Consider the following 23,410-nt stretch of genomic DNA (forward strand, 5'->3'; position numbering starts at 1 on the left):
CGCGGCGTCAGTCCTGGACGTCGTAGGCGGCCAGCGCCTCCCGCGCCGCGCGGCGCGCGCTCTCGGCGAGCGCCTCCGGGGCGGTGATGCGCCCGTCGCACCCGAGGCGCAGGGCGAGCCGCCGCAGCGAGGCCGGGTCGGGGGTGCGCAGCGTGATGCGCAGCCCGCCGTCGGGCAGTTCCTCGGCGCTGTCGTGCGGGTAGTACTCGGCGACCCAGCGCCCGCCGGGACCGACCTCGACGACGACCTCGGGGTCGTCGGCGGAGGGCTGGACGAGCCCCTCGGACAGGTCGCGCAGCTCGATCTCCGGGGGCGCGGACGGCTCGTCGAGGATCCGGATCTCCGCCACCCGGTCGAGGCGGAAGGTCCGCCGGGCCTCGGAGAGCCGGCACCACGCCTCCATGTACGTGTGGCCGACGGCGAACAGCCGGATCGGGTCGACCTCACGCTCCGTCAGCTCGTCGCGCGCCGGGGAGTAGTAGCGCAGCCAGAGCCGGCGCCGCTCGGAGATGGCCCGGTCGACCTCGGCGAAGACGCCGCCCTCGGACTCGAAGGTGACCGACAGCCGGGAGCTGGCGCCGGCCGCCTCCCCGGCGGCGGCCTCCAGTTTGGCGGTGGCCCGCAGCAGGGCGTCGCGGTCGCTCTCCCGCAGTCCGGGGAGGGTGGCGACGGCGCGGGCGGCGACGAGCAGGGCGGTGGCCTCGTCCGCGGCGATGCGCAGCGGTTCGGCCACGTCGTCGGGGTTGTGCCACCAGATCTGCTCGCCGTCGGTGTCGATGTCGAGCAGGTCGCCGCCGCGGAAGCTGGTGCCGCACATGGGCAGGACGTCGAGGTCGGCGATCAGCTCGGCCTCGGTGATGCCGAAGGCGCGGGCCACGTCCCCGACGTGGGCGCCGGGGCGTTCCCGCAGGTAGGTCACCAGGGAGAGCATCCGCCTGGTCTGGTCGATCGCGTTGGGGGCCATCGCTCGCTCGTCCGTCCGTTTCCTTCGGCTTCCTTCGGCTTCCTTCAGCCTCTGCCGGTCAGCTGCCCTTGGCGACGGCGCGCAGCCGGTCCACCACGTCGGCGCGCAGGTCCGCGGGCCCCTGCACGACGACGTCGGGGCCGAACTCGACGAGCCAGGCGTCCAGGCCGTGCCCGTACGGGATCTCCAGCTCGTCCCAGCCGTCGCCGCACTCCCGCACGCTCAGGGCGCGGGCGCGCAGCGGGTAGCCGCAGTCGGCGCGCAGCCGGATCAGCGCCGTGCGGGTGGCGCTCTCGCCGGCCCAGCGCTCCACGGCCTCGCGGACGGTGGACACGTCCGGGACGGGCGCGGTGAAGGCGCCGGCGCGGGAGCGGACCTTGCCGGTGATGCGGGAGAGCCGGAAGACGCGCTCGGCGCCGCGGTCCCGGTCCCAGCCGGCGAGGTACCAGTGGCCGCGCCAGCACTCCAGGGTCCACGGCTCGACGTGCCGGGTCTCGGCGCGGGCGGCGTTGGACTTGCGGTACTCGAAGACGACGGGCCGGCGGTCGCGGCAGGCGAGCATCAGCGGTTCGAAGGCGGCCTCGCGGACCGGGATGCGCGGTTCGAGGGCGCCGGGCCGGTCGTCGTACGGGTCCTCCGCCTCGGGCATGCCGGCGGCGCGCAGCTTCTGCAGGGCGCCGCTGGCGGCTCCGGCGAGGCGGGCCTGCTGCCAGACCTTGGCGGCGAGGCCGAGGGCGGCGGCCTCCTCGGCGTCCAGTTGGATGGGCGGGAGGCGGTTGGAGTCGCGGCGGGCGAGGTAGCCGGTCTCGCCGTCCAGGTTCTCGACGGTCTCGATGACCAGCCCGAGCTCGCGCAGGTCGTCCTTGTCGCGCTCGAACATGCGGTTGAAGGAGTCGTCGGCCGGGGAGGGGCCGCCGTCACCGGGGCCGAACGCCTCGACGTACGCCTCGATGGAGCCGCGCAGCTCGCGCTTGCTGAGCGGCCGCCGCGTGCCCAGCAGGCACAGCGCGAGATTCATCAGCCGCTCGGCCTTGGCAATGGCCATCGACGCCCAGCACCTCTTCGTATGGAGTCCCTATCGCCCGATGACCGTACCGCTCCGGGCGCGTGTGGCCAAAGTCGCCGCCCGTTCGGGTCCCGCGCACCCGGCGCGGGGCGGGGCGGGACGGGTGAGGGCCCGCGCCCGGTGGGTGCGGGCCCTCGGCCCGGTTCCGCCGCGCGGGGCGCGGCGGACGGCTGGATCAGACCGCGACGAGGTCGCAGACGAAGATCAGCGTCTCGCCCGGCTTGATCTTGCCGCCGGCGCCGCGGTCCCCGTAGGCCAGGTGCGGCGGGATGATCAGCTGGCGGCGACCGCCGACCCTCATGCCCTGGACGCCCTGGTCCCAGCCGGGGATGACCTGGCCGACGCCGAGCTGGAACTGCAGCGGCGTGCCGCGGTTCCAGGAGGCGTCGAACTCCTCGCCGGAGGAGAAGGACACACCGACGTAGTGGACCTTCACCATGTCGCCGGCCTTGGCCTCGGCGCCTTCGCCGACCCAGATGTCCTTGACCTCGAGATCCGCCGGCGGCTCGCCGCCCGGGAAGTCGACCTCGGGCTTGTCGATGCTCACGTCAGTGCTCCTGTTGATCGTTTGTGCACAACCCGCACAGTCTTACATCTTCGCCAGGATGTCGAGCGTGAAGACCAGGGTGGAGTTGGCCGGGATCTCACCGGACGCCTGGTCGCCGTAGCCCTTGTCCGGGGGCACGACCAGCATGACGCGGCTGCCGACCTTCTTGCCGGCGAGGCCCTCCTGCCAGCCCTTGATGAGCTGCTGGAGCGGGAAGGCGGCGAGCTGCTGGCGGGAGTAGCTGGAGTCGAACTCCTTGCCGCCGTTCCACAGCACGCCCTTGTACTGGAGCAGCAGCTTGTCGGTGGGCTGCACCTCCTCGCCGTCGCCCTCCAGGACGTACTTCGCGACGAGCTTCTTCGGCGCGGCGGCCTTCGGGACGGTGATCGCGGGTGCCTTGCCGTCCGTGTTCGTCCCGACCTCGGGCAGGGCCGCGTCGTCCTGCGGGACCTCCTTGCCCTTGGCGGAGGACTTGCCGTTGAAGGTCTCCTCGATGTCGATGACGAAGACCATCGTGTCCGTGCCCTTGATGTCGCCGCGGCCCTCGGAGCCGTAGCCCAGGGCCGGCGGGACGGCCATCTCGACGCGGCTCTTCGTCTTCTTGCCGGTCAGGCCGAGGCGCCAACCGTCGATGACCGCGCCCTGCTGGAGCTGGATGACGAGGGGCTGCTTGCGGTCGTACGAGTTGTCGAAGACCTTCGCGGTGTCCCAGATCTGGCCCAGGTAGTGCGCCCTGACGTAGTCGCCCTCGGCGACCGGCGTGCCGGAACCGGCGATGACCGTCTTCACGGCCAGGTCGGCGGACGGCTTGCCGGAGCCCTTGGCGATGGTCGGCTTCTCGCCGAACGCGGCGCCGTCCGTGATGGCGGGCAGCGGTCCGTCCACGATCTTCGCGGACGCGCCCGACTCCGACGCCGACGCCGACGGGCTCTCGGCGACCTGGTCCTTGTCCTGGTCTGACTTGTCGTCGCCGCAGGCCGACAGGGTGAGCAGGCCGGCGGGCACGGCGAGGAGGAGGGAGCGACGACGCACGGGAAGCCTCGTATCTGGTCGGGGGTCGATCTTGCGGTTGGGTGCGCGCCACTCTACGGCGTGCGGGAGGTGCCGCACGAGGAACGTACGCGCCGCCCTTCGGCGTTCCCCCCGCCGGGGTGCGGGGCCCCACGCGTCGGGCCCCGCACCGGACGGCCGGTGCGGGGCCCGTGGCGCCGGGGCGCGCTCACATCCCGGCGATGAGCTTCTCCACCCGGTCGTCGACCGACCGGAACGGGTCCTTGCACAGCACCGTGCGCTGCGCCTGGTCGTTCAGCTTCAGGTGCACCCAGTCCACCGTGAAGTCCCGGCGCTGCTCCTGCGCGCGCCGGATGAAGTCGCCCCGCAGCCGCGCCCGGGTGGTCTGCGGCGGGACCGACTTCCCCTCGAAGATCTTCAGGTCGTTGCAGACGCGGGCCGCCTGCCCCTTCTTCTCCAGCAGGTAGTACAGGCCCCGCCGGCGGTGGATGTCGTGGTACGCGAGGTCTATCTGCGCGATCCTCGGGTGCGACATGGTCATGTTGTGCTTGGCCCGGTACCGCTCCAGCAGCTTGTACTTCATGACCCAGTCGATCTCGGTGCCGATCCGGTCCAGGTCCTCCGTCTCGATCGCCTCCAGCGTGCGGCCCCACAGCTCCAGGACCTGCGCCACCGTGCCCGTGCGGATGCCCCGCCGGTCGACGAAGTCGGCGGCCTTCTCGTAGTACTCGCGCTGCACCTCCAGCGCGGACGCCTCGCGGCCGCTGGCCAGGCGGACCTTGCGCCGGCCGGTGATGTCGTGGCTGACCTCGCGGATCGCCCGGATCGGGTTCTCCAGGGTGAGGTCCCGCATGACCGTCCCGGCCTCGATCATCCGCAGCACCAGGTCGGTCGCGCCGACCTTCAGCAGCATCGTCGTCTCCGACATGTTCGAGTCGCCGACGATGACGTGCAGCCGCCGGTACCGCTCGGCGTCGGCGTGCGGCTCGTCCCGCGTGTTGATGATCGGCCGGGAGCGGGTCGTCGCCGAGCTGACGCCCTCCCAGATGTGCTCCGCGCGCTGGCTCACGCAGTACACGGCGCCGCGCGGGGTCTGCAGCACCTTGCCCGCGCCGCACAGGAGCTGGCGGGTGACGAGGAACGGGATGAGGATGTCCGCGAGGCGCGAGAACTCCCCGTGCCGCGCCACGAGGTAGTTCTCGTGGCAGCCGTAGGAGTTTCCCGCCGAGTCGGTGTTGTTCTTGAACAGGTAGACGTCGCCCGCGATTCCCTCCTCGTGCAGGCGGCGTTCGGCGTCCACGAGCAGACCTTCGAGAATGCGCTCGCCCGCCTTGTCGTGCGTGACCAGCTCGGTCACGTTGTCGCATTCCGGCGTCGCGTATTCCGGATGCGAACCCACGTCGAGGTAGAGGCGGGCGCCGTTCCGCAGAAAGACGTTGCTGCTGCGGCCCCATGACACGACACGGCGGAAGAGGTAGCGCGCCACTTCGTCAGGAGACAGTCGGCGCTGTCCCCTGAACGTGCACGTGACGCCGTACTCGTTCTCCAGCCCGAAAATGCGGCGGTCCATGACAGAACATTACGCCTGACGGCCCCCGCTGAAACCGGGTTCGACGGTACCGTTTCGATCATTTTCCGATACACCTACCGCTTCTCCCGCTTCCGGCCCCGCCGTGGCCGCCGGGAGGGCCAGGGCCCGCCGGGTCGCCAGCAGCACCAGCAGCGCCGCCGCTCCCCCGGCCCCGGCCGCGCCGAAGCTCCACGGCACGCCCGCCAGCTCGACCGCCGGGCCCGCCACGGCCGTCCCCGCCGCCGTGCCGACCCCGAACGTCGTCACCAGCCAGGAGAACGCCTCCGTCACCGTGCCGCGCAGCGCGTGCCGGTCCACGACGACGAACGCGCAGGCGAGGGCCGGCGCCAGGAAGACGCCCGACACGGCCGCCAGCGCCGTCATCGCCACCACGCCGGGCGCCAGCGCCAGCGGCAGGTAGCCCAGGGCCAGCAGCCCCACCAGCACCCGCAGCCGCGCCTCGGGCTCCCCCGCCCACGGCCGCGCTCCGTACACCAGCCCGCCGGCCAGCGCGCCCAGCCCCAGCGCCGCCATCAGCGCCCCGTACACCGCGTCCCCCCCGTGGAGGTCCGCGTACGCCAGCGCCGCAACCGTGATCGAGCCCAGCGCCAGGCCCACGAAGAAGAACGCCCCCAGCAGCGCGAGCAGCCCGCGCGACCGCAGCGCGCCCAGCCAGTGCGCCTCGCGCGGCTCCGAACGCCACGCGCGCGAAGGGGCCGACGCGACCACCGACAGGGCGCCCAGGACGCCCACGGCGTTGACCACCAGCAGCGCGGCCGCCGGCGACCACAGCCACACCAGTACGGTCACCAGCAGCGGGCCGACCGTGAACATGACCTCCTGCGCCACGGCGTCCAGGGCGTACGCGCGGTGCACCCGGTCCTCGCGGCCCAGGACGCTCGGCCACAGCGCCCGCAGGCCGCCCTCCAGGGGCGGCGTGAAGAAGCCGGCCACGACCACCGCCGCGAACGCCACCGGCAGCGACCCGATCCCGGCCGCCGCCAGCCACACCATGCCCAGCGCCGAGAGGAGGGCCGCCGGGAGCTGCACGCGGGGCTGCCCGCGCAGGTCGACGGCCCGCCCCAGCAGCGGCTGCCCCGCCGCCGTCGCCAGCCCGTACGCGGCGGCGAGCCCGCCCGCGAGGCTGTAGCCGCCGCCCTCCGCCCGGGTGAACAGCGCGATCGCGATGTGCGCCGTGCCGTTGGGAAGCCGGCCGACCAGCGTGCCGACCAGCAGCCGCAGCGCGTGCGGAGCCCTGAGTATGTCGGCGTACCCGCCGCCCGACGCAGCCATCGCCTGCTCCTCCTCCCGGCGCTCCGCCGGGGTTTTACGTATAACGTCCTGCGTCATACGTACCATGTCGGCAGCCGCGGGTCCACCCGCGCACCCCTGACCGGCCGCCCCGCACCGTGCGGCGGCCCCGGACGAACCCACGGAGGCGGACGCGCGTGAAGGCCCCGGAACCACTCGGCGGGCCCCGCCCCACCAGCCGCGACGTCGCCAGCGCCGCCGGCGTCTCGCAGGCCACCGTCTCCCTCGTCCTCGGCGACAAGTGGCGCGGCCGCGTCTCCGAGCGCACCGCCGGGCTCGTCCGCGACACGGCCCGCCGGCTCGGCTACCGCCCCAACCTCGCCGCCCGCAGCCTCCGCCTCGGCCGCACCCGCACCGCGCTCCTGGTCGTCCCCGCCCTCACCAACGAGTTCTTCGCGCGCGTCTACGCCGGTGCCTCCGCCGTCGCCGCCCGCCACGACTTCGGCGTGGTCCTCTACCCCTCCCCCCAGGGCACCGGCCCCGCCAAGGACCCCTTCGCCTCCGCCCGCGCCGCCCTCGACGGCGTCATCGCCTCCTCCATGGCCACCGACGCCCTGGACGCCTTCCGCGGCACCGACCTGCCGCTCGTCATGCTCGACAGCGACCCGGCCGACCAGGACTGTGCCGCCCGGGTCAACCTCGACATCGCCGACGGCATGCGCCAGGTGACGGACCATCTCCTCGCCCTCGGGCACCGCCGCTTCGTCCACCTCGCGTCCGCCGTGCCGTCCTGGACCTTCGACGTCCGCGCCACGGCGCTCGCCGCCGCCCTCGGCGACCGCCCCGGCACCACCGTGCGCACGGTCCCCGCCCCCCTCGACGTGGCCGGCGCCCGCGAAGCCGCCACCCGCGCCCTGGCCGCGCCCGGGCCCCGCCCCACCGCCCTCGTCTGCGACGACGACCTCATCGCCGCCGGCGCCTGCAAGGCCGCGCGCCGCCTCGGCCTGCGCGTCCCCGAGGACGTGTCCGTCACCGGATTCGACGACCTCGCCCTCGCCACCGCCGTCGAACCCGAGCTCACCACCGTCGGCCTCCCCGCCGAACGGGTCGGGGAACGCGGCATGGAGGCCCTCCTCGCCGTCCTCGACGGCCGCACGCCGCCCCGCGGCGACCTGCCCGTCGCCCTGCGCGTCCGGGCCTCCACCGCCCCGCCGCCGCGCTCCTGACACGCGAAAGCCCCGGTCCGCCCCGTGAGGCGGACCGGGGCTCGCAAGCCACCGGGCGCGGCGGTTACTCCTCGGAGCCCTCCGGGCCCTCGGCCTCGTCGCCCGCGGCGTCCGTCGGAGCCGTCGCCGGCTCCTGCGCCGCCAGCAGTCGCGCCAGCTGCCGGCCCACGATCCGCTTGAACTTGCGCGACTGCGGACGCGTGCGGTCCAGCACGGCCACCTCCAGGCGCTCCGCGGGGATCTCCCGCTCGCTGCCGCTCGTGTCCCGCGACAGGGCCTGCACCGCCAGCTTCAGCGCCTCCGCCAGCGACATCCCGTCGCGGTGCCGCTGGTCCAGGAAGCTGCCGATCTGCTCGGCGTTGCCGCCGACGGCCACCGAACCGTGCTCGTCCACGATCGAGCCGTCGTGCGGCAGCCGGTAGATCTGGTCGCCCTCCGGCGACGTCCCCACCTCGGCGACGACCAGCTCCACCTCGTACGGCTTCTCCCCCGCGCTGGAGAAGATCGTGCCGAGCGTCTGCGCGTACACGTTCGCCAGCCCGCGCGCCGTCACGTCGTCGCGGTCGTAGGTGTAACCCCGCAGGTCCGCGTAGCGCACACCGCCGATCCGCAGGTTCTCGTACTCGTTGTACTTGCCGGCCGCGGCGAAACCGATCCGGTCGTAGATCTCGCTGAACTTGTGCAGCGCGCGGGACGGGTTCTCGCCGACGAAGACGATGCCGTCGGCGTACTGCATCACAACAAGGCTCCGGCCCCGCGCGATGCCCTTGCGGGCGTATTCCGCCCGGTCGGCCATGGCCTGCTGGGGTGAGACATAGAACGGCGTCGACACCGGCTATCCGTCCCTTTCTGTCAGTGGCGAGAACATCAGAGCAGCTCGGCGCGCGGGCCGTCCGGCTGGTCCATCCGGCGCTCCAGCACGGCACGCGACACGTCCGACGCCTCCGCCTCCGTCAGCCGGCGGAAACCGTCCTCCGTGATCACCGTGACGATCGGGTAGATCCGGCGCGCCACGTCCGGCCCGCCCGTCGCCGAGTCGTCGTCCGCCGCGTCGTACAGCGCCTGCACCACCAGCGTCAGGGCCTGCTGCTCGGTGAGGTCCTCGCGGTAGAGCTTCTTCATCGACCCGCGCGCGAACAGCGAGCCCGAACCCGTCGCCGCGTACCCCTGCTCCTCGGAGCGGCCGCCCGTGACGTCGTACGAGAAGATCCGGCCCTTCTCGCGGTCCACGTCCCAGCCGGCGAACAGCGGGATCACGGCCAGGCCCTGCATGGCCATGCCCAGATTGCCGCGGATCATCGTGGAGAGCCGGTTCGCCTTGCCCTCCAGGGAGAGCTGGGTGCCCTCGACCTTCTCGAAGTGCTCCAGCTCCAGCTGGAACAGCTTGACCATCTCCACGGCGAGGCCCGCCGTACCGGCGATGCCCACGGCCGAGTACTCGTCGGTCGGGAAGACCTTCTCGATGTCGCGCTGCGCGATCATGTTGCCCATGGTGGCGCGCCGGTCGCCGGCGAGGACCACGCCCCCGGGGAACGTGGCGGCGACGATCGTCGTACCGTGCGGGACCTCGATCGCGCCCTGCACGGCGGGCAGCGTCCGGCGCCCGGGCAGCAGTTCCGGCGAGTGCTCGGCCAGGAAGTCCATGAAGGACGAGGATCCGGGCGTCAGGAAGGCAGCTGGTAGACGCCCGGTGCTACGGGTGTTGGCTTCCACGAGTTCCCCTCCACGTGTGCGGCGGCCCGCCTGATGACGCTGGGGCCATCTGTCAGCTTGCCGATGACCGAATTGCAGTTGAAGCACAGTACGCCACGGACCTTACCCGCACCGCGGCGGTGATCCACATGCTGCGGGGACGCGGCCGGACCGGCCGCGCGGACCGCCCCGCTCCCCGGCGGGCGCGGCCCCCGGTGGCGCCGTACGGCCCCCCGGGGGACGCCTCCCGTCCGGATCCGGGGCACCCGGCCCTCCGCAGGCGGACGCCGCGCGCGGCCCGTCCTCGCCGCACCGCGCGCGGCGCCTCGCCCCCCGTCTCTCTCACCGACCCCCGCTTGTGATTCGAAGGTCAGACGGCCTTACTGGCCGCCCTTTTGCACGAAGGAACGCACGAAGTCCTCGGCGTTCTCCTCCAGCACGTCGTCGATCTCGTCCAGGACGGAGTCCACGTCGTCGCTCAGCTTCTCGTGGCGCTCCTTGAGGTCCTCCGAGGCCTGCGCCTCGGGCGCCTGGTCCTCGACCTCTTCGGTGGAGCGCGTGGCCTTCTGCTGGCCGCCGCCGGTGTCCTTGGTCGCCATATCCCTCACCCCGCTCGGATTGCCCGCTTGGTCAGGTGTCTCAAGATCAGACCCTACAAGCCCGGTCTGACATCGGCCCTGTCTTTCTCGACGTCCGGGGCCACTTCCATGATTCCCTGCGGTGGCCCCTTGAAGCGCTTCTCAGCCGCCCGAAAGGACCCGGACCAGCTCCTCGGCCGTGCGGCAGCGGTCCAGGAGCTCCTTCACGTGCTCCCGGGTCCCCCGCAGCGGCTCCAGCGTGGGCACCCGCTGCAGGGAGTCGCGGCCGGGGAGGTCGAAGATCACCGAGTCCCAGGACGCCGCCGCCACGTCGTCCGCGTACTGCTCCAGGCAGCGGCCGCGGAAGTAGGCCCTCGTGTCCTCCGGAGGCTGCCTCTCGGCCCGCTCCACGTCCGCCTCGTCCAGGAGGCGCCGCATGCGCCCGCGGGCCGCCAGACGGTTGTACAGGCCCTTCTCGGGGCGCACGTCGGCGTACTGGAGGTCCACGAGGTGGAGGCGCGCGGCGTCCCAGCCGAGGCGGTCGCGGCGCCGGTACCCCTCCATGAGCTCCAGCTTCGCCACCCAGTCCAGTTCGCCGGCGAGGCTCATGGGGTCGCTCTCCAGCCGGCCGAGCGTGTCCTCCCAGCGGGCGAGGACGTCCACGGTCTGCTCGTCCGCGTCGGAGCCGAAACGGTTCTCGACGTACTTGCGCGCGAGCTCGCAGTACTCCATCTGGAGTTGTACGGCGGTCAGCGTCCGGCCGTTGCGGAGCGTGATCAGCCGCTGGAGCGTCGGGTCGTGCGAGACCTGGTGGAGCGTGCGCACGGGCTGGTCGACGGCGAGGTCGACGGTGATGAAGCCGTCCTCGATCATCGACAGGACGAGCGCGGTCGTGCCGAGCTTCAGGTAGGTGGAGATCTCCGAGAGGTTCGCGTCGCCGATGATCACGTGGAGGCGGCGGTACTTCTCGGCGTCGGCGTGCGGCTCGTCGCGCGTGTTGATGATGGGCCGTTTGAGTGTCGTCTCCAGCCCGACCTCGACCTCGAAGTAGTCCGCGCGCTGGCTGATCTGGAAGCCGTGCTCCTGGCCGTCCTGGCCGATGCCGACGCGGCCGGCGCCGGTGACGACCTGGCGGGAGACGAAGAAGGGCGTGAGGTGGCGCACGATGTCCGAGAAGGGGGTCTCCCGCTTCATCAGGTAGTTCTCGTGCGTGCCGTAGGAGGCGCCCTTGTTGTCGGTGTTGTTCTTGTAGAGGTGGATGGGCTGGGCGCCGGGGAGCTGGGCGGCCCGTTCGGCGGCCTCGGCCATGATCCGCTCGCCGGCCTTGTCCCACAGGACGGCGTCGCGGGGATTGGTGACCTCGGGGGCGCTGTACTCCGGGTGGGCGTGGTCCACGTAGAGGCGGGCGCCGTTGGTCAGGATGACGTTGGCGAGGCCGATGTCCTCGTCGGTGAGCTGGCTGGAGTCGGCGGCCTCGCGGGCGAGGTCGAAGCCGCGGGCGTCCCGCAGCGGGTTCTCCTCCTCGAAGTCCCAGCGGGCGCGGCGCGCCCGGTGCATCGCCGCCGCGTAGGCGTTGACGATCTGGGACGAGGTGAGCATGGCATTGGCGTTCGGGTGACCGGGGACGGAGATCCCGTACTCCGTCTCGATGCCCATTACTCGCCGTACGGTCATGCGGCCCTCCTTGCCCGGCGCCGTCCCCGCGCGGGAACGGCGCCCGAGTACCGGTTCTCCGATGCGTGTGCGGTGCCCGACCCCGCACTGCGCGATTCGGCGGTACGGATGAGCCTAGAGCGCCTTTGCGCTGGGGGGGAGATCAATTGTGTCATTGCTCCGGTGTGGTCCGTATCTGGCGGTATCCCGTGGAACGCAGCCGGCTGCGGATGTCCTCCCCTTCCGGGGTCCGGGGACATCCGCAGCCGGTTCTGCGCGCTCCTACAGGTACTGGCCGGTATTCGCCACCGTGTCGATGGAGCGCCCGGTGTCCGCGCCCTGCTTTCCGGTGACGAGGGTGCGGATGAAGACGATCCGCTCGCCCTTCTTTCCGGAGATGCGGGCCCAGTCGTCCGGGTTGGTGGTGTTGGGCAGGTCCTCGTTCTCCTTGAACTCGTCCACGCACGCCTGGAGGAGGTGGGAGACGCGGATGCCCTTCTGGTTCTGGTCGAGGTACGCCTTGATGGCCATCTTCTTCGCCCGGTCGACGATGTTCTGGATCATCGCACCGGAATTGAAGTCCTTGAAGTACAGGACTTCCTTGTCGCCGTTGGCGTACGTGACCTCCAGGAACCGGTTCTCCTCGGATTCCGCGTACATCTGCTCCACGACCGACTGGATCATGGCCTGCGCCGCGGCCTCCTTGGAGCCGTTGTGCTCGGCGAGGTCGTCCGCGTGGAGCGGCAGCGACGGGGTGAGGTACTTGGCGAAGATGTCCTTGGCGGCCTCGGCGTCCGGGCGCTCGATCTTGATCTTCACATCGAGGCGGCCGGGGCGGAGGATCGCCGGGTCGATCATGTCCTCGCGGTTGGAGGCGCCGATGACGATGACGTTCTCGAGTCCTTCGACACCGTCGATCTCGGCGAGCAGCTGCGGGACGATGGTGTTCTCCACGTCCGAGCTGACGCCGGAGCCGCGGGTGCGGAAGAGGGACTCCATCTCGTCGAAGAAGACGATGACGGGGGTGCCCTCCGACGCCTTCTCGCGGGCCCGCTGGAAGACCAGGCGGATGTGCCGCTCGGTCTCGCCGACGTACTTGTTGAGGAGCTCCGGGCCCTTGATGTTGAGGAAGTAGCTCTTGCCGGCGGGCTGCCCGGTGACCTCGGCGACCTTCTTCGCAAGGGAGTTGGCGACGGCCTTGGCGATGAGCGTCTTGCCGCAGCCGGGCGGGCCGTACAGCAGGATGCCCTTCGGGGGCCGGAGCTCGTGCTCCTTGAAGAGGTCGGGGTAGAGGTACGGGAGCTCGACCGCGTCGCGGATCAGTTCGATCTGGTTGCCCAGGCCGCCGATCTTGTCGTAGTCGACGTCCGGGACCTCTTCGAGGACGAGTTCCTCGACCTCGCTCTTGGGGATGACCTCGTAGACGTAGCCGGATCGGGGATCGAGCAGGAGGGCGTCGCCGGGCCGGATGGTGACGTCCAGCAGGGGCTCGGCGAGCCGTACGACTCGTTCCTCGTCGGTGTGGCCGATGACCAGGGCGCGCTCGCCGTCCTCGAGGATCTCCTTGAGGGTGACGATGTCCCCGGCGCGCTCGAACTCCATGGCCTCGACCACGTTGAGCGCTTCGTTGAGCATGACTTCCTGGCCCCGCTGGAGCTGGTCGAGCTCGACGCTGGGGCTGACGTTCACGCGGAGCTTGCGGCCACCGGTGAAGATGTCGCACGTGCCGTCCTCGTTGGCCTGCAGGAAGACGCCGAAGCCGGCCGGTGGCTGGGCAAGGCGGTCGACCTCCTCCTTGAGGGCCACGATCTGGTCGCGGGCCTCACGGAGTGTGTTGGCGAGCCGCTCATTCTGCGCGGACACGCCGGCCAGGTTGGTCTGCAGCTCGACGATCCGCTCTTCGAGAATCCTCGTGTGTCGCGGAGAGTCGGCGAGCTTGCGTCGCAGGACGGCGATTTCCTGCTCGAGATAGGCAACCTGGCCGGCGGGGTCATCAGACCCCCGCCCCGGCCGGATGCCGCGGTTGATGTCGTCGTCGTGGGCTGCCACGGTCCTCACCTCCTCCAAGGGGAGCTGGACGCTTCCAGACCCTACCTGCGTGGGTGGAGATTGAAACCCCTAGATCACAAAGACTCTCGAGGTGTGTCCGATCTTCACCCTTGCGCTCTCCCCCACCTCAAGGGAATACCCACCCATCAACATCGGAAAGCGGCCGGTTGTATCGTCGTCAGTGGCCAACACCCGTCAGGGCGGGCCGGACTTACTTCTCGACGCTTCACCCGAGGCAGGAAACGGCAGGGCATATGACCGCGCAGCACGAGGCCCCCACCACGGCCGCCGGAGAGGCTCTGGAGGTCTGGATCGACCAGGATCTCTGTACCGGGGACGGGATCTGCGCCCAGTACGCGCCCGAGGTGTTCGAGCTCGACATCGACGGACTGGCCTACGTCAAGAGCGCCGACGACGAACTGCTCCAGGAGCCGGGCGCGACCACGCCGGTGCCGCTGCCGCTGCTGCAGGACGTGGTGGACTCGGCCAAGGAGTGCCCCGGCGACTGCATTCACGTACGGCGGGTTTCGGACAGGGTCGAGGTGTACGGCCCGGACGCCGAGTAGCCGTCCGTCAGCCGTGGGTGGCGGTGGCGCGGAGGAACGCGCCGCCGGACCACCGCCATTCAGCGGCCTCGCGCTCGTCGGGGCAGCAACGGGGGACGTCGGGGGACGAGTAGCCGAGCAGGGTCGCCGTGACGACGCCGTCACGCACGGCGAGGTCGCCGACGGAGAGGGCGTCCGCGGGGTCGACGAGGGTCGCCACGACGCGGGCGGCCCCGGTCCCTCCCGCCCCGCGGGTGAGGACGTACAGGCCGTGGGGCGGGGTGCCGGAACCGGCCTGGCAGTGGGCCGCGGCGACGGTCTCGGGCCGGCCGTCGCCGTCGAGGTCGCCGGTGGCCGTCCTGGGCACGACCGTGGGGGCTCCGGCGCAGGTCAGCGGGTAGGTCGCGGTGGCCGCGTCGGGGGCGGGGGCGCCGGCGGCGGAGGCCGGTCGGGCAGGCGCCGCGGGGTCGGTGGCGAGGGCCGGGCCGGGCTGTACGAGGCCGGCCAGGGCGATGACGCAGGCCGTGGCGGCGGCGGTCGCGAGCCAGTGCGCGGGGCGGGCGTGGGTGTGCGCGAGGTCCGGGACGGCGGAGGTCTGCACGCGGGCTGTCTCCTGTGGTCGTGCGGTGGCGGTGGGTGGCGCCGCCGGGAGTGGCCAGCATCGTGCCACACGTCACAGGTGCCCGGAACCGGGGGGGGGTGGCCGCCATGTCGGTCGGCGGGTACGGGCGTCGTGCGCCGCTCGGGTGAACGCGGCGGCACCGCCGGGGAGTTTCCCGTCCGGCGGGGGAACTCCTCGGCGGCGCCGCCGCGTTGCGGGTGGGGGTCAGCCCTTGTTGGGGCCTTCGTAGTCCTCGCCGTAGGCGCCCTTGGCGGGGCGGCGGCGGCGCATGGGCGGCTCGACGCCGTCCGCGAGGCGCCGGGCGGTCACGAGGAAGCCCGTGTGGCCGATCATGCGGTGGTCCGGGCGGACGGCCAGGCCCTCGACGTGCCAGTTGCGGATCATCGACTCCCAGGGCTGCGGCTCGGCGTAGCAGCCGATCTCGCGGATGGACTCGACGGTCCGGGCGAGCTGGGTGGTCGTCGCGACGTAGCAGCAGAGGATGCCGCCGGGGACGAGGGCCTTGGAGACCGCCTCCAGGCACTCCCAGGGGGCGAGCATGTCCAGGATGACGCGGTCGACGTCGGTGTCGGTGAGGTTGTCCTGGAGGTCGCCGACGGTGAGCTGCCAGGCGGGGTGGGGGCCGCCGAAGTAGCGCTCCACGTTCGCCTTGGCGATCTCCGCGAAGTCCTCGCGGCGCTCGTAGGAGTGGAGCATGCCGCTGTCGCCGATGGCGCGGAGCAGGAAGCTGCTGAGCGAGCCCGAGCCGACGCCGGCCTCCACGACGCGGGCGCCGGGGAAGATGTCGGCGAAGGCGAGGATCTGGCCCGCGTCCTTCGGGTAGACGACTGCGGCCCCGCGGGGCATGGACAGGACGTAGTCGGGGAGCAGGGGGCGCAGCGCGAGGTAGGCGACGTTTCCCGTGGTACGGACAACACTGCCCTCGGGGGCGCCGATCAGCTCGTCGTGCGGGAAGGAACCCTTGTGGGTGTGGAAGTTCTTCCCGGCCTCGAGCGTGAACGTGTAGTGGCGTCCCTTGGGGTCGGTGAGCTGGACCTGGTCCCCGACCTTGAAGGGCCCGCGACGGCGGGCGGCACCGGTCGGTTCGGACATGTGACCAGGGTACCCGGCGGTGGCGGGGGCCCCGACCACGGTGCCGGGGCCGAGGTCAGCGGGGAGTGGTGCCCGGGCGGGCCATGGCCTGGACGAAGGCGCGCTCGACGTCGGCGGTGGACAGCACGCCGTACACCTCGCCGGTGTCCTCGACGACGAGGTACTCGGTGGCGGGGGTCTCGCGGAGCTTGTCGAGGAGGGCTTCGCCGGCGAGGTCGGCGGGGACCCGCATGCCGTCCGTGAGGTCCTGGGCGAGGCCGCTGACGGCGACCCAGGGGCGGCGGTGCTGGGGGACGCCGACGATGGCGGCCTCGCGGACGAGGGCGGTCGGCTCGCCCTGGCCGTCGACGACGACGAGGGCGCGGGCGCCGGCCTCGTTGGCGCGGCGGAGCGCCTCGGAGAGGGGGGTGTCGGGGGGTACGGGGACGGCGCGGCGGGTGAGGGCGCGGGCCCGCAGGTCGGGGAGGCGTTCGCGGAGGCGGGCCATGCGGAGGCTGTTGCCGGCGCCGGTCCAGATGATCGCGGCGAGGATGGCGGCGAGGAGCGCGTCCATGACCGTGTCCATGCCGTTGAGGTCGCCGGTGTCGCCGAGGGCGCCGGTCTGGGTGAGCAGGGGCAGGCCGACGAGGACGGCGACGGCGAGGGCGCGGCCGACCCAGGCGGCGGCGACGGTGCCGCTCATGGGGTTGCCGGTGACCTTCCAGACGACGGCGCGGAGCATGCGTCCGCCGTCGAGGGGGAGGCCGGGCAGGAAGTTGAAGGCGGCGACGATCAGGTTGGAGATCATCAGTCCGGCGAGGAGGACGCCGGGGACCGTGCCGGGCTCGACGGCGTGCAGGCCGGCGTAGAAGACGCCGGCGAGCAGGAGGGAGAGGAAGGGGCCGACGAAGGCGAGGACGAATTCGCGGCCCGGGGTCTCGGACTCCTTCTCGATCTCGGAGACGCCGCCGAAGAACTGGAGCTGGATGCGGCGGACCGGGAGCCCGAAGCGGAGCGCGGCGACGGTGTGGGCGAGCTCGTGGACGAGGACCGAGGCGTAGAACGCGACGGCGAAGAACAGCGAGACCAGGTAGCGGGCGCTGCCCAGCTCGGGCAGGACGCGGTCGAGCTGGCCGCCGAAGACCCAGGTGATGAGGGCGGCGACGAGGAACCAGCTGGGGGCGACGTAGACGGGCACGCCGAAGATCCGGCCCATGAGCAGGCCGCCGCCGGGCCCGTCGGCGCGGCGCTTCCTGTCGGGGCCGGGGGCGTCTGCGGCGGGCTCGGACCGCGGGCGCGTGCCCTCGCCGCTCTCGTCGTCCTGGTTCACGGGTTCCCTTCGGCGTGGGGGTGGTGGGGCGTCTCCCGCTCGATCACGCGGTGTGCGGTGGTCTGCCGTCGATGGTATGCCGACGGCTGTCGGTGGCGGGTCGTAGGGTCTGAGTCATGACTTCGAGTCCGCAGGCGCCCGTGTCGCTCTCGCCGTCCCGTGCCGGCGACTTCATGCAGTGTCCGCTGCTGTACCGGTTCCGGGTGATCGACAAGCTGCCGGAGAAGCCGAGCCCGGCGGCGACGCGGGGCACGCTGGTGCACGCGGTGCTGGAGCGCCTCTTCGACGACCCGGCGGCGGAGCGTACGGTTCCGAAGGCACGGGCAATGGTCCCCGGGCAGTGGGACCGGCTGCTGGAGGCGCGTCCGGAGCTGGCGTCGCTGTTCGAGGACGACGCGGACGGGCAGCGGCTGGCGCGCTGGCTGCGGGAGGCCGAGGACCTGGTCGAACGGTGGTTCACGCTGGAGGACCCGACGCGGCTGGAGCCGGCGGAGCGGGAGCTGTTCGTGGAGGCGGAGCTGGAGTCGGGGCTGCGGCTGCGGGGCGTGATCGACCGGGTCGACGTGGCGCCGTCGGGCGAGGTGCGGATCGTCGACTACAAGACGGGCAAGGCGCCGCGTCCGGAGTACGGGGACGCCGCGCTGTTCCAGATGACGTTCTACGCGCTGGTCGTGTGGCGGCTGAAGGGGGTGCTGCCGCGGCGGCTGCAGCTGGTGTACCTGGGCAGCGGCGACGTGGTGATGTACGACCCGGTGATGGCGGACCTGCGGCGGGTGGAGCGGAAGCTGCTGGCTCTGTGGGAGGCGATCCGGGAGGCGACGGAGACGGGCGACTGGCGGCCGCGGCCGACGAAGCTGTGCGGCTGGTGCGACCACCAGGCGTTCTGTCCCGAGTTCGGGGGGACTCCCCCGGTCTACCCGCTGCCGGTGCGACCGGCCGGGTCGGGGCAGAATGGGCCGGGTCCAGCGATCCCTTAAGGAGTGCCCGTGGCCATCCGCGTCCTACTGGTCGACGACCAGCCGCTGCTGCGTACCGGTTTCCGGATGATTCTGGAGGCGGAGCAGGACCTCGCGGTGGTGGGTGAGGCCGGGGACGGCCTACAGGCGCTCGAACAGGTGCGGGCGCTCCAGCCGGACGTGGTGCTGATGGACGTCCGGATGCCCCGGATGGACGGGGTGGAGGCGACGCGGCAGATCACGGGGCCGGGGCGGGACGGGCCGGCGAAGGTGCTGGTGCTGACCACGTTCGACCTGGACGAGTACGTGGTGGAGGCGCTGCGGGCGGGGGCGAGCGGGTTCCTGCTGAAGGACGCCCCGGCGAACGAGCTGGTGCAGGCGATCCGGGTGGTGGCGGCCGGCGAGGCGATGCTGGCGCCGAGCATCACGCGGCGGCTGCTGGACAAGTACGCGGGGCACCTGCCGTCGGGGGACGAGCCGGTGCCGGACGCGCTGAACACCTTGACGGAGCGCGAGGTGGAGGTGCTGAAGCTGGTGGCTCGGGGGCTGTCGAACGCGGAGATCGCGGCGGACCTGTTCGTGTCGGAGACGACGGTGAAGACGCACGTGGGCCACGTGCTGACGAAGCTGGGCCTGCGGGACCGGGTGCAGGCGGCGGTGTACGCGTACGAGAGCGGCCTGGTGCGGCCGGGCGCGCAGTAGCCGGCCGCCGCCCCGCGCGGGGCGGCACGGGGACGGCGCCCCGCGCGGTGGGTCCGCGGGGGCGCCGGCGCCGTGCGGGCGGGGCGGGCGTCAGCCCTTCTTGATCTCCCAGAACCGGAACACGGTGGACGCGTCGAGGGTCCACTCCAGACCGGTGATCGTGTTGTGGGCGACGGCGTACTGCTTGGCCTGCCAGAGCGGGAGGAGGGGGACGTCCTCGGCGACGAGGTCCTGGAGCCGGTCGAAGTCGTCCTGGGCGGAGCTGCGGTCGGCGGCCGCCGCGGTGTCCGGGATGATCTCGCCGGTGATCCTGTCGTTCTCGTAGTGGTTGCCGAGGACGTTGCCCTCGCCGAAGAACGGCTGGGTGAAGTTGTCCGGATCCGGGTAGTCGGGGACCCAGCCCTTGATGTACACGCCGTACTTGCCGGCCTTGATGTCCTTCTCGTACTGGTCGTACTCGACGGACTTCACGTCGGCCTGGAACAGCCCGCTGTCGTTGAGCTGCTTGGCGATGGCCTCGACCTGCTCGTCCGTGCCGGGGCCGTAGCGGCTGGGCGTGGAGTAGAGGGTGATCTCGACCTTGTCCTTGATGCCCTCCTCCTGGAGGGCCTTCTTCGCGAGGTCGGGCTGCGGGCGGTCGCCGTAGCGGTCGAAGAAGGCGGTGTTGTGGCCCAGGATGCCGGCGGGGACGATCGAGTACAGCGGGGTCGCCGTGGACTGGTAGACGTCCTGGACGAGCGCCTGGCGGTCGACGAGGTGGGCGATGGCCTTGCGGACGCCGAGCTTGCCGGCGACCGGGTCCTTCATGTTGAAGACCAGGTGCTGGACCTCGGCGCTGGAGCCCTCGATGACCTCGATGCCCTTCTGGCCGGCCGTCGGGGAGCCGTTGAGCTTCTGGATGTCGTCGGCGGCGAGGCCGCGGTAGGCGACGTCGACGTCGCCCTTCGTCAGACCTTCGGCCAGGGCCTTGCGGTCGCCGTTGTAGAACTTCAGGGTGATGCCGTCGTTCTTGACCTTGGCGGCGCCCTTGTACTCCGGGTTGACGGAGAAGACGGCCTTCTCGTCGCTGAAGGACTCCAGCTTGTACGGGCCGGAGCCGACGGCCTTGCCGTCGGTGCGGAGGCCGTCGGCCGGGTACTCGCGGTGGTCGACGATGGAGCCGGCGCCGGAGGCGATCTTGCTGGGGAAGGTGGCGTCGGGCACCTTGAGGGTGAAGACGACGGTCCTGTCGTCGGGGGCCTCGATCTTGTCGATGGTGGAGAGGAGCGGGCCGGGCCCGTTCTCGTCGTCGATCTTCAGGGCGCGCTCGAAGGAGAACTTGACGTCCTCGGCGGTGAGCGGGTTGCCGTTGCTGAACTTCAGGCCGTCGCGGAGGGTGCAGCGGTAGACGGTGCTGGCGCCCTTGTCGAACTCGCACCTCTCGGCGGCTTCCGGCTGGGGCGTGGTGGCGCCCTTGGGGAAGCTCAGCAGGGACTGGAAGACGTTGTTGAACAGCAGCCAGGAGCCGGGGTCGTACCCGGTGGCGGGGTCGGTGGCCAGGACCTCGTCGGACATGCCGACGACGATCGTCCCGGCGCCGTCACCGGCACCGGCGTCCTTGTCGGTGCCGCAGCCGCTGAGCGTGGCGGCCGCGAGTCCCGCGGCGAGCGGGGCCGTCAGCCACTTGTTGTGTGCCTTCACTGGAACCTTGCCTCTGGATCTCTTCGGTACAGCAGGGGTCAGGCGTTTCCTCGGCCGAGCTCCCAGAGCTGGAGGTCCGAGGAGGTGTTGAGGGCCCATTCGACGCCGGTGAGGGTGTCGCGGGAGGCGACGTACTGCTTGCCCTGCCAGAGCGGGAGGACCGGGACGTCGTCGGCGACGATGTCCTGGAGCCGCTTGAAGGACGGGGCCGCGGCGGCGCGGTCGGCCTCGCGGCGGGAGGCGGGGATGAGCCGCTCGCGGGCCTCGGCGTTGGCGTAGGGCGTGTTGAGGAAGTTGTCGGCGTCGAGGAACGGCGCGACGTAGTTGTCCGGGTCCGGGAAGTCGGGGAACCAGCCGAGGCCGTAGACGGCGTAGTCGCCGCGCTTCTGGGCGGGTCGGAAGGCGGACCACTCGACGCCCTGGACGGTCACGTCGAACAGGCCGCTCTCGTTGAGCTGGTCGCGCAGGGCGGCGAACTCCTTGGCGGTCGCGGCGCCGTAGTGGTCGGTCGTGTAGTGCAGGGTCAGCTCGACCGGGGTGTGGACACCGGCGTCGCGCAGGATGCCGGCGGCCTTGTCGCGGCTGGGCTCGCCGTACTTGTTGAAGAACGAGTTGCTGTGGGCGACGATCGTCGAGGGGATGAGGGAGTACAGCGGCGTCGCGGTGGGGCCGTACACGTTCTGGGCGATGCGGTCGCGGTCGACGAGGGCGGCCACGGCCTGGCGCACGGCCTTGTCCTTGACGGGGGGCGCCTCGGTGTTGAAGGCGAGGTAGCGGATCTCCAGGCCGGGGACCTCGGTGAGCTTGACGCCTTCCCGGGGGCGGGCGTCGAGCTCCTTGATCTGCTCGGGCTCCAGGGTGCGGGTCATCATGTCGATGTCGCCGGCCTCCAGCGCCTCGCCCATGGCGTCGGCGTCGGCGAAGGAGCGCAGCTCGACGCCGTCGTTGCGGACCTTGACGTCGCCCTTGTAGTGGGGGTTCCTGGTGAAGGCGACGCTGACGAGGCGTCCGTTGCGGACCTCGGGCTTCATCGTGTACGGGCCGGAGCCGTCGACCTGGAAGCCCTCGCGGAGCTCGGTGGCGCCGTACTTGTCGCTGCTGACGATGCCGGCGACGGGCGTGGCGAGCTTGTACGGGAAGGTGGCGTCGGGCGTCTTCAGGTGGAAGACGACCTCGCGGTAGCCCTTGGCCTCGACCGTGTCGATGTTGGAGAGGAGTCCGGCGGCGCCGTTGTCGGACTTGATGGCCAGGACGCGCTCGATGGAGTACGTGACGTCGCGGGCGGTGACGGGCTTGCCGTCGGAGAAGACGAGGTCCTCGCGGAGCAGACAGCGGTAGCTCTCGCTGGCGCTGTCGGTGAACTGGCACTGGGAGGCCGCGTCGGGGACGGGACGGCCGCCGCCGCGCGGGATGCGCGTCAGGGTCTGGACGGTCTGGCGCAGCACGTTCCAGACGCCGGTGTCGTACGCGTAGGCCGGGTCGAAGGGGGCCGGGGAGTCCGGGGAGGCGGCGAACCGGTCGGTGGTCCCGACGACGATGTCGCTGCCTCCGGCGGCCCCGCCCGTCTCGGTGCCGCAGGCGGCGAGGAGGGGGGCCAGCAGTCCGGCGATCGCCGGCAGCGCCAAGGTCTTGCGGTTCATGGGGGTCGTACTCCTGGTCCGGCACGGGGTGGTGCGTGTGCGGAGCCTCCGCCGCGGGCGCCCGGTGGGGCGCGGCGATCGGGCCGGGTACGAACGATCGGTCCCGTGTTCACCACCGCTTTGTGGCGGCGGCGGCACGGGGAAAGTGCGGCGGGGTGCTCGCCGGAAAGATTAGTGGCATCGCCACTAATCCCGGACCGGCGCGGAGTTGAGGGGTCATCAGAAATCGATCTTCGACCGTGACCGTACGGCCCGAACGCGCCGGAATGTTTCGTACACGGCCTGATGAATCCGGACACATGGGCACGCCTGAAGCACCCCGATCCGGACGGGTGTGCGGTTGCGGGCGCCCGGGCGGCGCCACGCTGCGTGACCAAGGTCACGTGAGGCGGCTTTCCGGGCCGTCACGGAAAAGGCATGCTCCGGCGCCGAGAGTTTTTCCCCAATTCACCGGGACACGCTGGGTGCGCGGCTCAGTCCATTCCCGTGATCAAAGCGCGCAGAAAGCGGAGATCCACTTCTTCGAGGGAGCCGACGACGACCCGGCCGTCGGCGGGCGCGATGGGGGCGAGGGAGGGGACGGCGACGACTCGGCAGCCGGCCGCCTCGGCGGCGGCGACCCCGGTGGCCGTGTCCTCGACCACGGCGCACCGGGCCGGGTCGGCGCCGACGCGGCGGGCGGCGAGGAGGTACGGGTCGGGGTGCGGCTTCGTCCGGGGCACCTCGTCGCCGGCGACCGTGAGGGTGAAGTGGTCGGCGCCCAGGGAGCACAGGACGCGGTCGATGATCCGGCGGTGGGAGGCGGAGACCAGCGCCGTGGGCACGGCGTGCTCGGACAGCTCGGCCAGGAGTCTGGCGGCGCCGGGCATGAGGGGGACGCCGTCGTCGATGCGCTCCTCGAACCGGTCGTTGAGGAGCGTGGTCAGCTCGGGGAGGGTGATGTCGGCGCCCGTGGCCTCGATGAGGTAGCCGGCGCTGCGGGCCATGGGCCCGCCGACGACGATGTCGCGCCAGGACTCGTCCAGCTCGTGGCCGAGCTCCCGGAAGACCGCGGCCTCCACGTCCCACCAGAAGCCCTCGGTGTCGACGAGCGTGCCGTCCATGTCGAGGAACACGGCCTGCAGGGCCGACCCGTCGGCCGTTCGGGTCAGGGACGCGGGGACCGTACTGGTCATCGGCACACCTCCGTGGGGACGAGAAGGCCGGTCGCGCCCCCTGCCGGGAACTCCCGGCGGGGATACGCGACCGGCCTGCTGT

Annotated in this window: 21 protein-coding genes and 1 pseudogene; 4 read left to right on the forward strand and 18 right to left on the reverse strand. The window is 71.8% G+C overall.

Going from position 1 to position 23,410, the window contains the following annotated elements:
* Positions 1 to 7 precede the first annotated feature (7 nt).
* The 6 genes from AC07D6_RS17270 to AC07D6_RS17295 all read right to left on the reverse strand — a co-directional run bounded on the left by AC07D6_RS17270 (position 8) and on the right by AC07D6_RS17295 (position 6,451).
* Positions 8 to 964, reverse strand: a complete 957-nt coding sequence (locus AC07D6_RS17270) for a helix-turn-helix transcriptional regulator (protein ID WP_479045148.1) — start codon at positions 962 to 964, stop codon at positions 8 to 10.
* Positions 965 to 1,022: 58 nt separating this feature from the next.
* Positions 1,023 to 2,009 carry a helix-turn-helix transcriptional regulator gene (locus AC07D6_RS17275; RefSeq protein WP_315879168.1) on the reverse strand — a complete coding sequence of 329 codons (987 nt, stop codon included), beginning with the start codon at positions 2,007 to 2,009 and terminating at the stop codon, positions 1,023 to 1,025.
* A 196-nt stretch (positions 2,010 to 2,205) separates the two neighbouring features.
* Positions 2,206 to 2,577, reverse strand: a complete 372-nt coding sequence (locus AC07D6_RS17280) for an FKBP-type peptidyl-prolyl cis-trans isomerase (RefSeq protein ID WP_315879167.1) — start codon at positions 2,575 to 2,577, stop codon at positions 2,206 to 2,208.
* A 42-nt stretch (positions 2,578 to 2,619) separates the two neighbouring features.
* Positions 2,620 to 3,609 (reverse strand): FKBP-type peptidyl-prolyl cis-trans isomerase, encoded by a 990-nt coding sequence (locus tag AC07D6_RS17285; RefSeq protein ID WP_315879166.1) that lies wholly within the window; start codon positions 3,607 to 3,609, stop codon positions 2,620 to 2,622.
* 187 nt (positions 3,610 to 3,796) lie between these two features.
* Positions 3,797 to 5,158 carry a Pup--protein ligase gene (gene pafA, locus AC07D6_RS17290; protein ID WP_315879165.1) on the reverse strand — a complete coding sequence of 454 codons (1,362 nt, stop codon included), beginning with the start codon at positions 5,156 to 5,158 and terminating at the stop codon, positions 3,797 to 3,799.
* Positions 5,159 to 5,167: 9 nt separating this feature from the next.
* Positions 5,168 to 6,451: an MFS transporter gene (locus tag AC07D6_RS17295; protein ID WP_315879234.1), complete on the reverse strand. Its 1,284-nt coding sequence runs from the start codon at positions 6,449 to 6,451 to the stop codon at positions 5,168 to 5,170.
* Between the two features lie 155 nt (positions 6,452 to 6,606).
* Here AC07D6_RS17295 and AC07D6_RS17300 point away from each other — a divergent pair, with 155 nt between their 5' ends.
* A complete protein-coding gene (locus tag AC07D6_RS17300) occupies positions 6,607 to 7,635 on the forward strand; it encodes a LacI family DNA-binding transcriptional regulator (protein ID WP_315879164.1) in 1,029 nt (342 codons plus the stop codon).
* Positions 7,636 to 7,699: 64 nt separating this feature from the next.
* Here the strand turns inward: AC07D6_RS17300 and prcA are convergent, their stop codons facing one another.
* The 6 genes and pseudogenes from prcA to arc form a co-directional block, all read right to left on the reverse strand.
* A complete protein-coding gene (gene prcA, locus AC07D6_RS17305) occupies positions 7,700 to 8,467 on the reverse strand; it encodes a proteasome subunit alpha (protein ID WP_479045153.1) in 768 nt (255 codons plus the stop codon).
* A gap of 35 nt (positions 8,468 to 8,502) precedes the next feature.
* On the reverse strand, positions 8,503 to 9,348 hold the full coding sequence (prcB, locus tag AC07D6_RS17310; RefSeq protein WP_315879162.1) for a proteasome subunit beta: 846 nt from the start codon (positions 9,346 to 9,348) through the stop codon (positions 8,503 to 8,505).
* Positions 9,300 to 9,491, reverse strand: a pseudogene (locus AC07D6_RS17315) (endonuclease domain-containing protein); the annotation flags it as partial. The pseudogene AC07D6_RS17315 and the gene prcB, both read right to left, overlap by 49 nt.
* A gap of 216 nt (positions 9,492 to 9,707) precedes the next feature.
* On the reverse strand, positions 9,708 to 9,926 hold the full coding sequence (locus AC07D6_RS17320; protein ID WP_023589517.1) for a ubiquitin-like protein Pup: 219 nt from the start codon (positions 9,924 to 9,926) through the stop codon (positions 9,708 to 9,710).
* Between the two features lie 141 nt (positions 9,927 to 10,067).
* The gene (gene dop, locus AC07D6_RS17325; protein WP_479045155.1) at positions 10,068 to 11,579 is read right to left on the reverse strand and encodes a depupylase/deamidase Dop; all 1,512 of its coding nucleotides are present in this window, start codon (positions 11,577 to 11,579) and stop codon (positions 10,068 to 10,070) included.
* A 261-nt stretch (positions 11,580 to 11,840) separates the two neighbouring features.
* Entirely contained in the window at positions 11,841 to 13,607 is a 1,767-nt protein-coding gene (gene arc / locus AC07D6_RS17330) for a proteasome ATPase (RefSeq protein ID WP_315879159.1), read from the reverse strand.
* Between the two features lie 254 nt (positions 13,608 to 13,861).
* Between arc and AC07D6_RS17335 the strand changes: the two genes are divergently transcribed.
* Positions 13,862 to 14,173: a ferredoxin gene (locus AC07D6_RS17335; RefSeq protein WP_315879158.1), complete on the forward strand. Its 312-nt coding sequence runs from the start codon at positions 13,862 to 13,864 to the stop codon at positions 14,171 to 14,173.
* Positions 14,174 to 14,180: 7 nt separating this feature from the next.
* Here AC07D6_RS17335 and AC07D6_RS17340 read toward each other — a convergent pair whose 3' ends face one another.
* The 3 genes from AC07D6_RS17340 to AC07D6_RS17350 all read right to left on the reverse strand — a co-directional run bounded on the left by AC07D6_RS17340 (position 14,181) and on the right by AC07D6_RS17350 (position 17,175).
* Complete coding sequence (locus AC07D6_RS17340) at positions 14,181 to 14,753, reverse strand: hypothetical protein (protein WP_479045158.1); 573 nt, start codon at positions 14,751 to 14,753, stop codon at positions 14,181 to 14,183.
* 225 nt (positions 14,754 to 14,978) lie between these two features.
* A complete protein-coding gene (locus AC07D6_RS17345; protein WP_315879156.1) occupies positions 14,979 to 15,866 on the reverse strand; it encodes a tRNA (adenine-N1)-methyltransferase in 888 nt (295 codons plus the stop codon).
* Positions 15,867 to 15,921: 55 nt separating this feature from the next.
* Positions 15,922 to 17,175: a site-2 protease family protein gene (locus AC07D6_RS17350; RefSeq protein WP_315879155.1), complete on the reverse strand. Its 1,254-nt coding sequence runs from the start codon at positions 17,173 to 17,175 to the stop codon at positions 15,922 to 15,924.
* Between the two features lie 116 nt (positions 17,176 to 17,291).
* On the opposite strand from AC07D6_RS17350, the gene AC07D6_RS17355 reads away from it, so the two are divergent.
* Both AC07D6_RS17355 and AC07D6_RS17360 read left to right on the forward strand, forming a co-directional pair.
* A complete protein-coding gene (locus tag AC07D6_RS17355; protein WP_479045161.1) occupies positions 17,292 to 18,152 on the forward strand; it encodes a RecB family exonuclease in 861 nt (286 codons plus the stop codon).
* 9 nt (positions 18,153 to 18,161) lie between these two features.
* Positions 18,162 to 18,833: a response regulator gene (locus AC07D6_RS17360; RefSeq protein ID WP_189537148.1), complete on the forward strand. Its 672-nt coding sequence runs from the start codon at positions 18,162 to 18,164 to the stop codon at positions 18,831 to 18,833.
* A 90-nt stretch (positions 18,834 to 18,923) separates the two neighbouring features.
* Here AC07D6_RS17360 and AC07D6_RS17365 read toward each other — a convergent pair whose 3' ends face one another.
* From AC07D6_RS17365 to AC07D6_RS17375, 3 genes are all read right to left on the reverse strand, one after another.
* Complete coding sequence (locus tag AC07D6_RS17365) at positions 18,924 to 20,513, reverse strand: ABC transporter substrate-binding protein (RefSeq protein WP_479045164.1); 1,590 nt, start codon at positions 20,511 to 20,513, stop codon at positions 18,924 to 18,926.
* Between the two features lie 38 nt (positions 20,514 to 20,551).
* A complete protein-coding gene (locus AC07D6_RS17370; protein WP_479045166.1) occupies positions 20,552 to 22,153 on the reverse strand; it encodes an ABC transporter substrate-binding protein in 1,602 nt (533 codons plus the stop codon).
* A gap of 473 nt (positions 22,154 to 22,626) precedes the next feature.
* Positions 22,627 to 23,328, reverse strand: a complete 702-nt coding sequence (locus AC07D6_RS17375; RefSeq protein ID WP_315879151.1) for an HAD family hydrolase — start codon at positions 23,326 to 23,328, stop codon at positions 22,627 to 22,629.
* Positions 23,329 to 23,410: the final 82 nt, after the last annotated feature.

This window comes from Streptomyces sp. NPDC045287 (genome assembly GCF_056432325.1).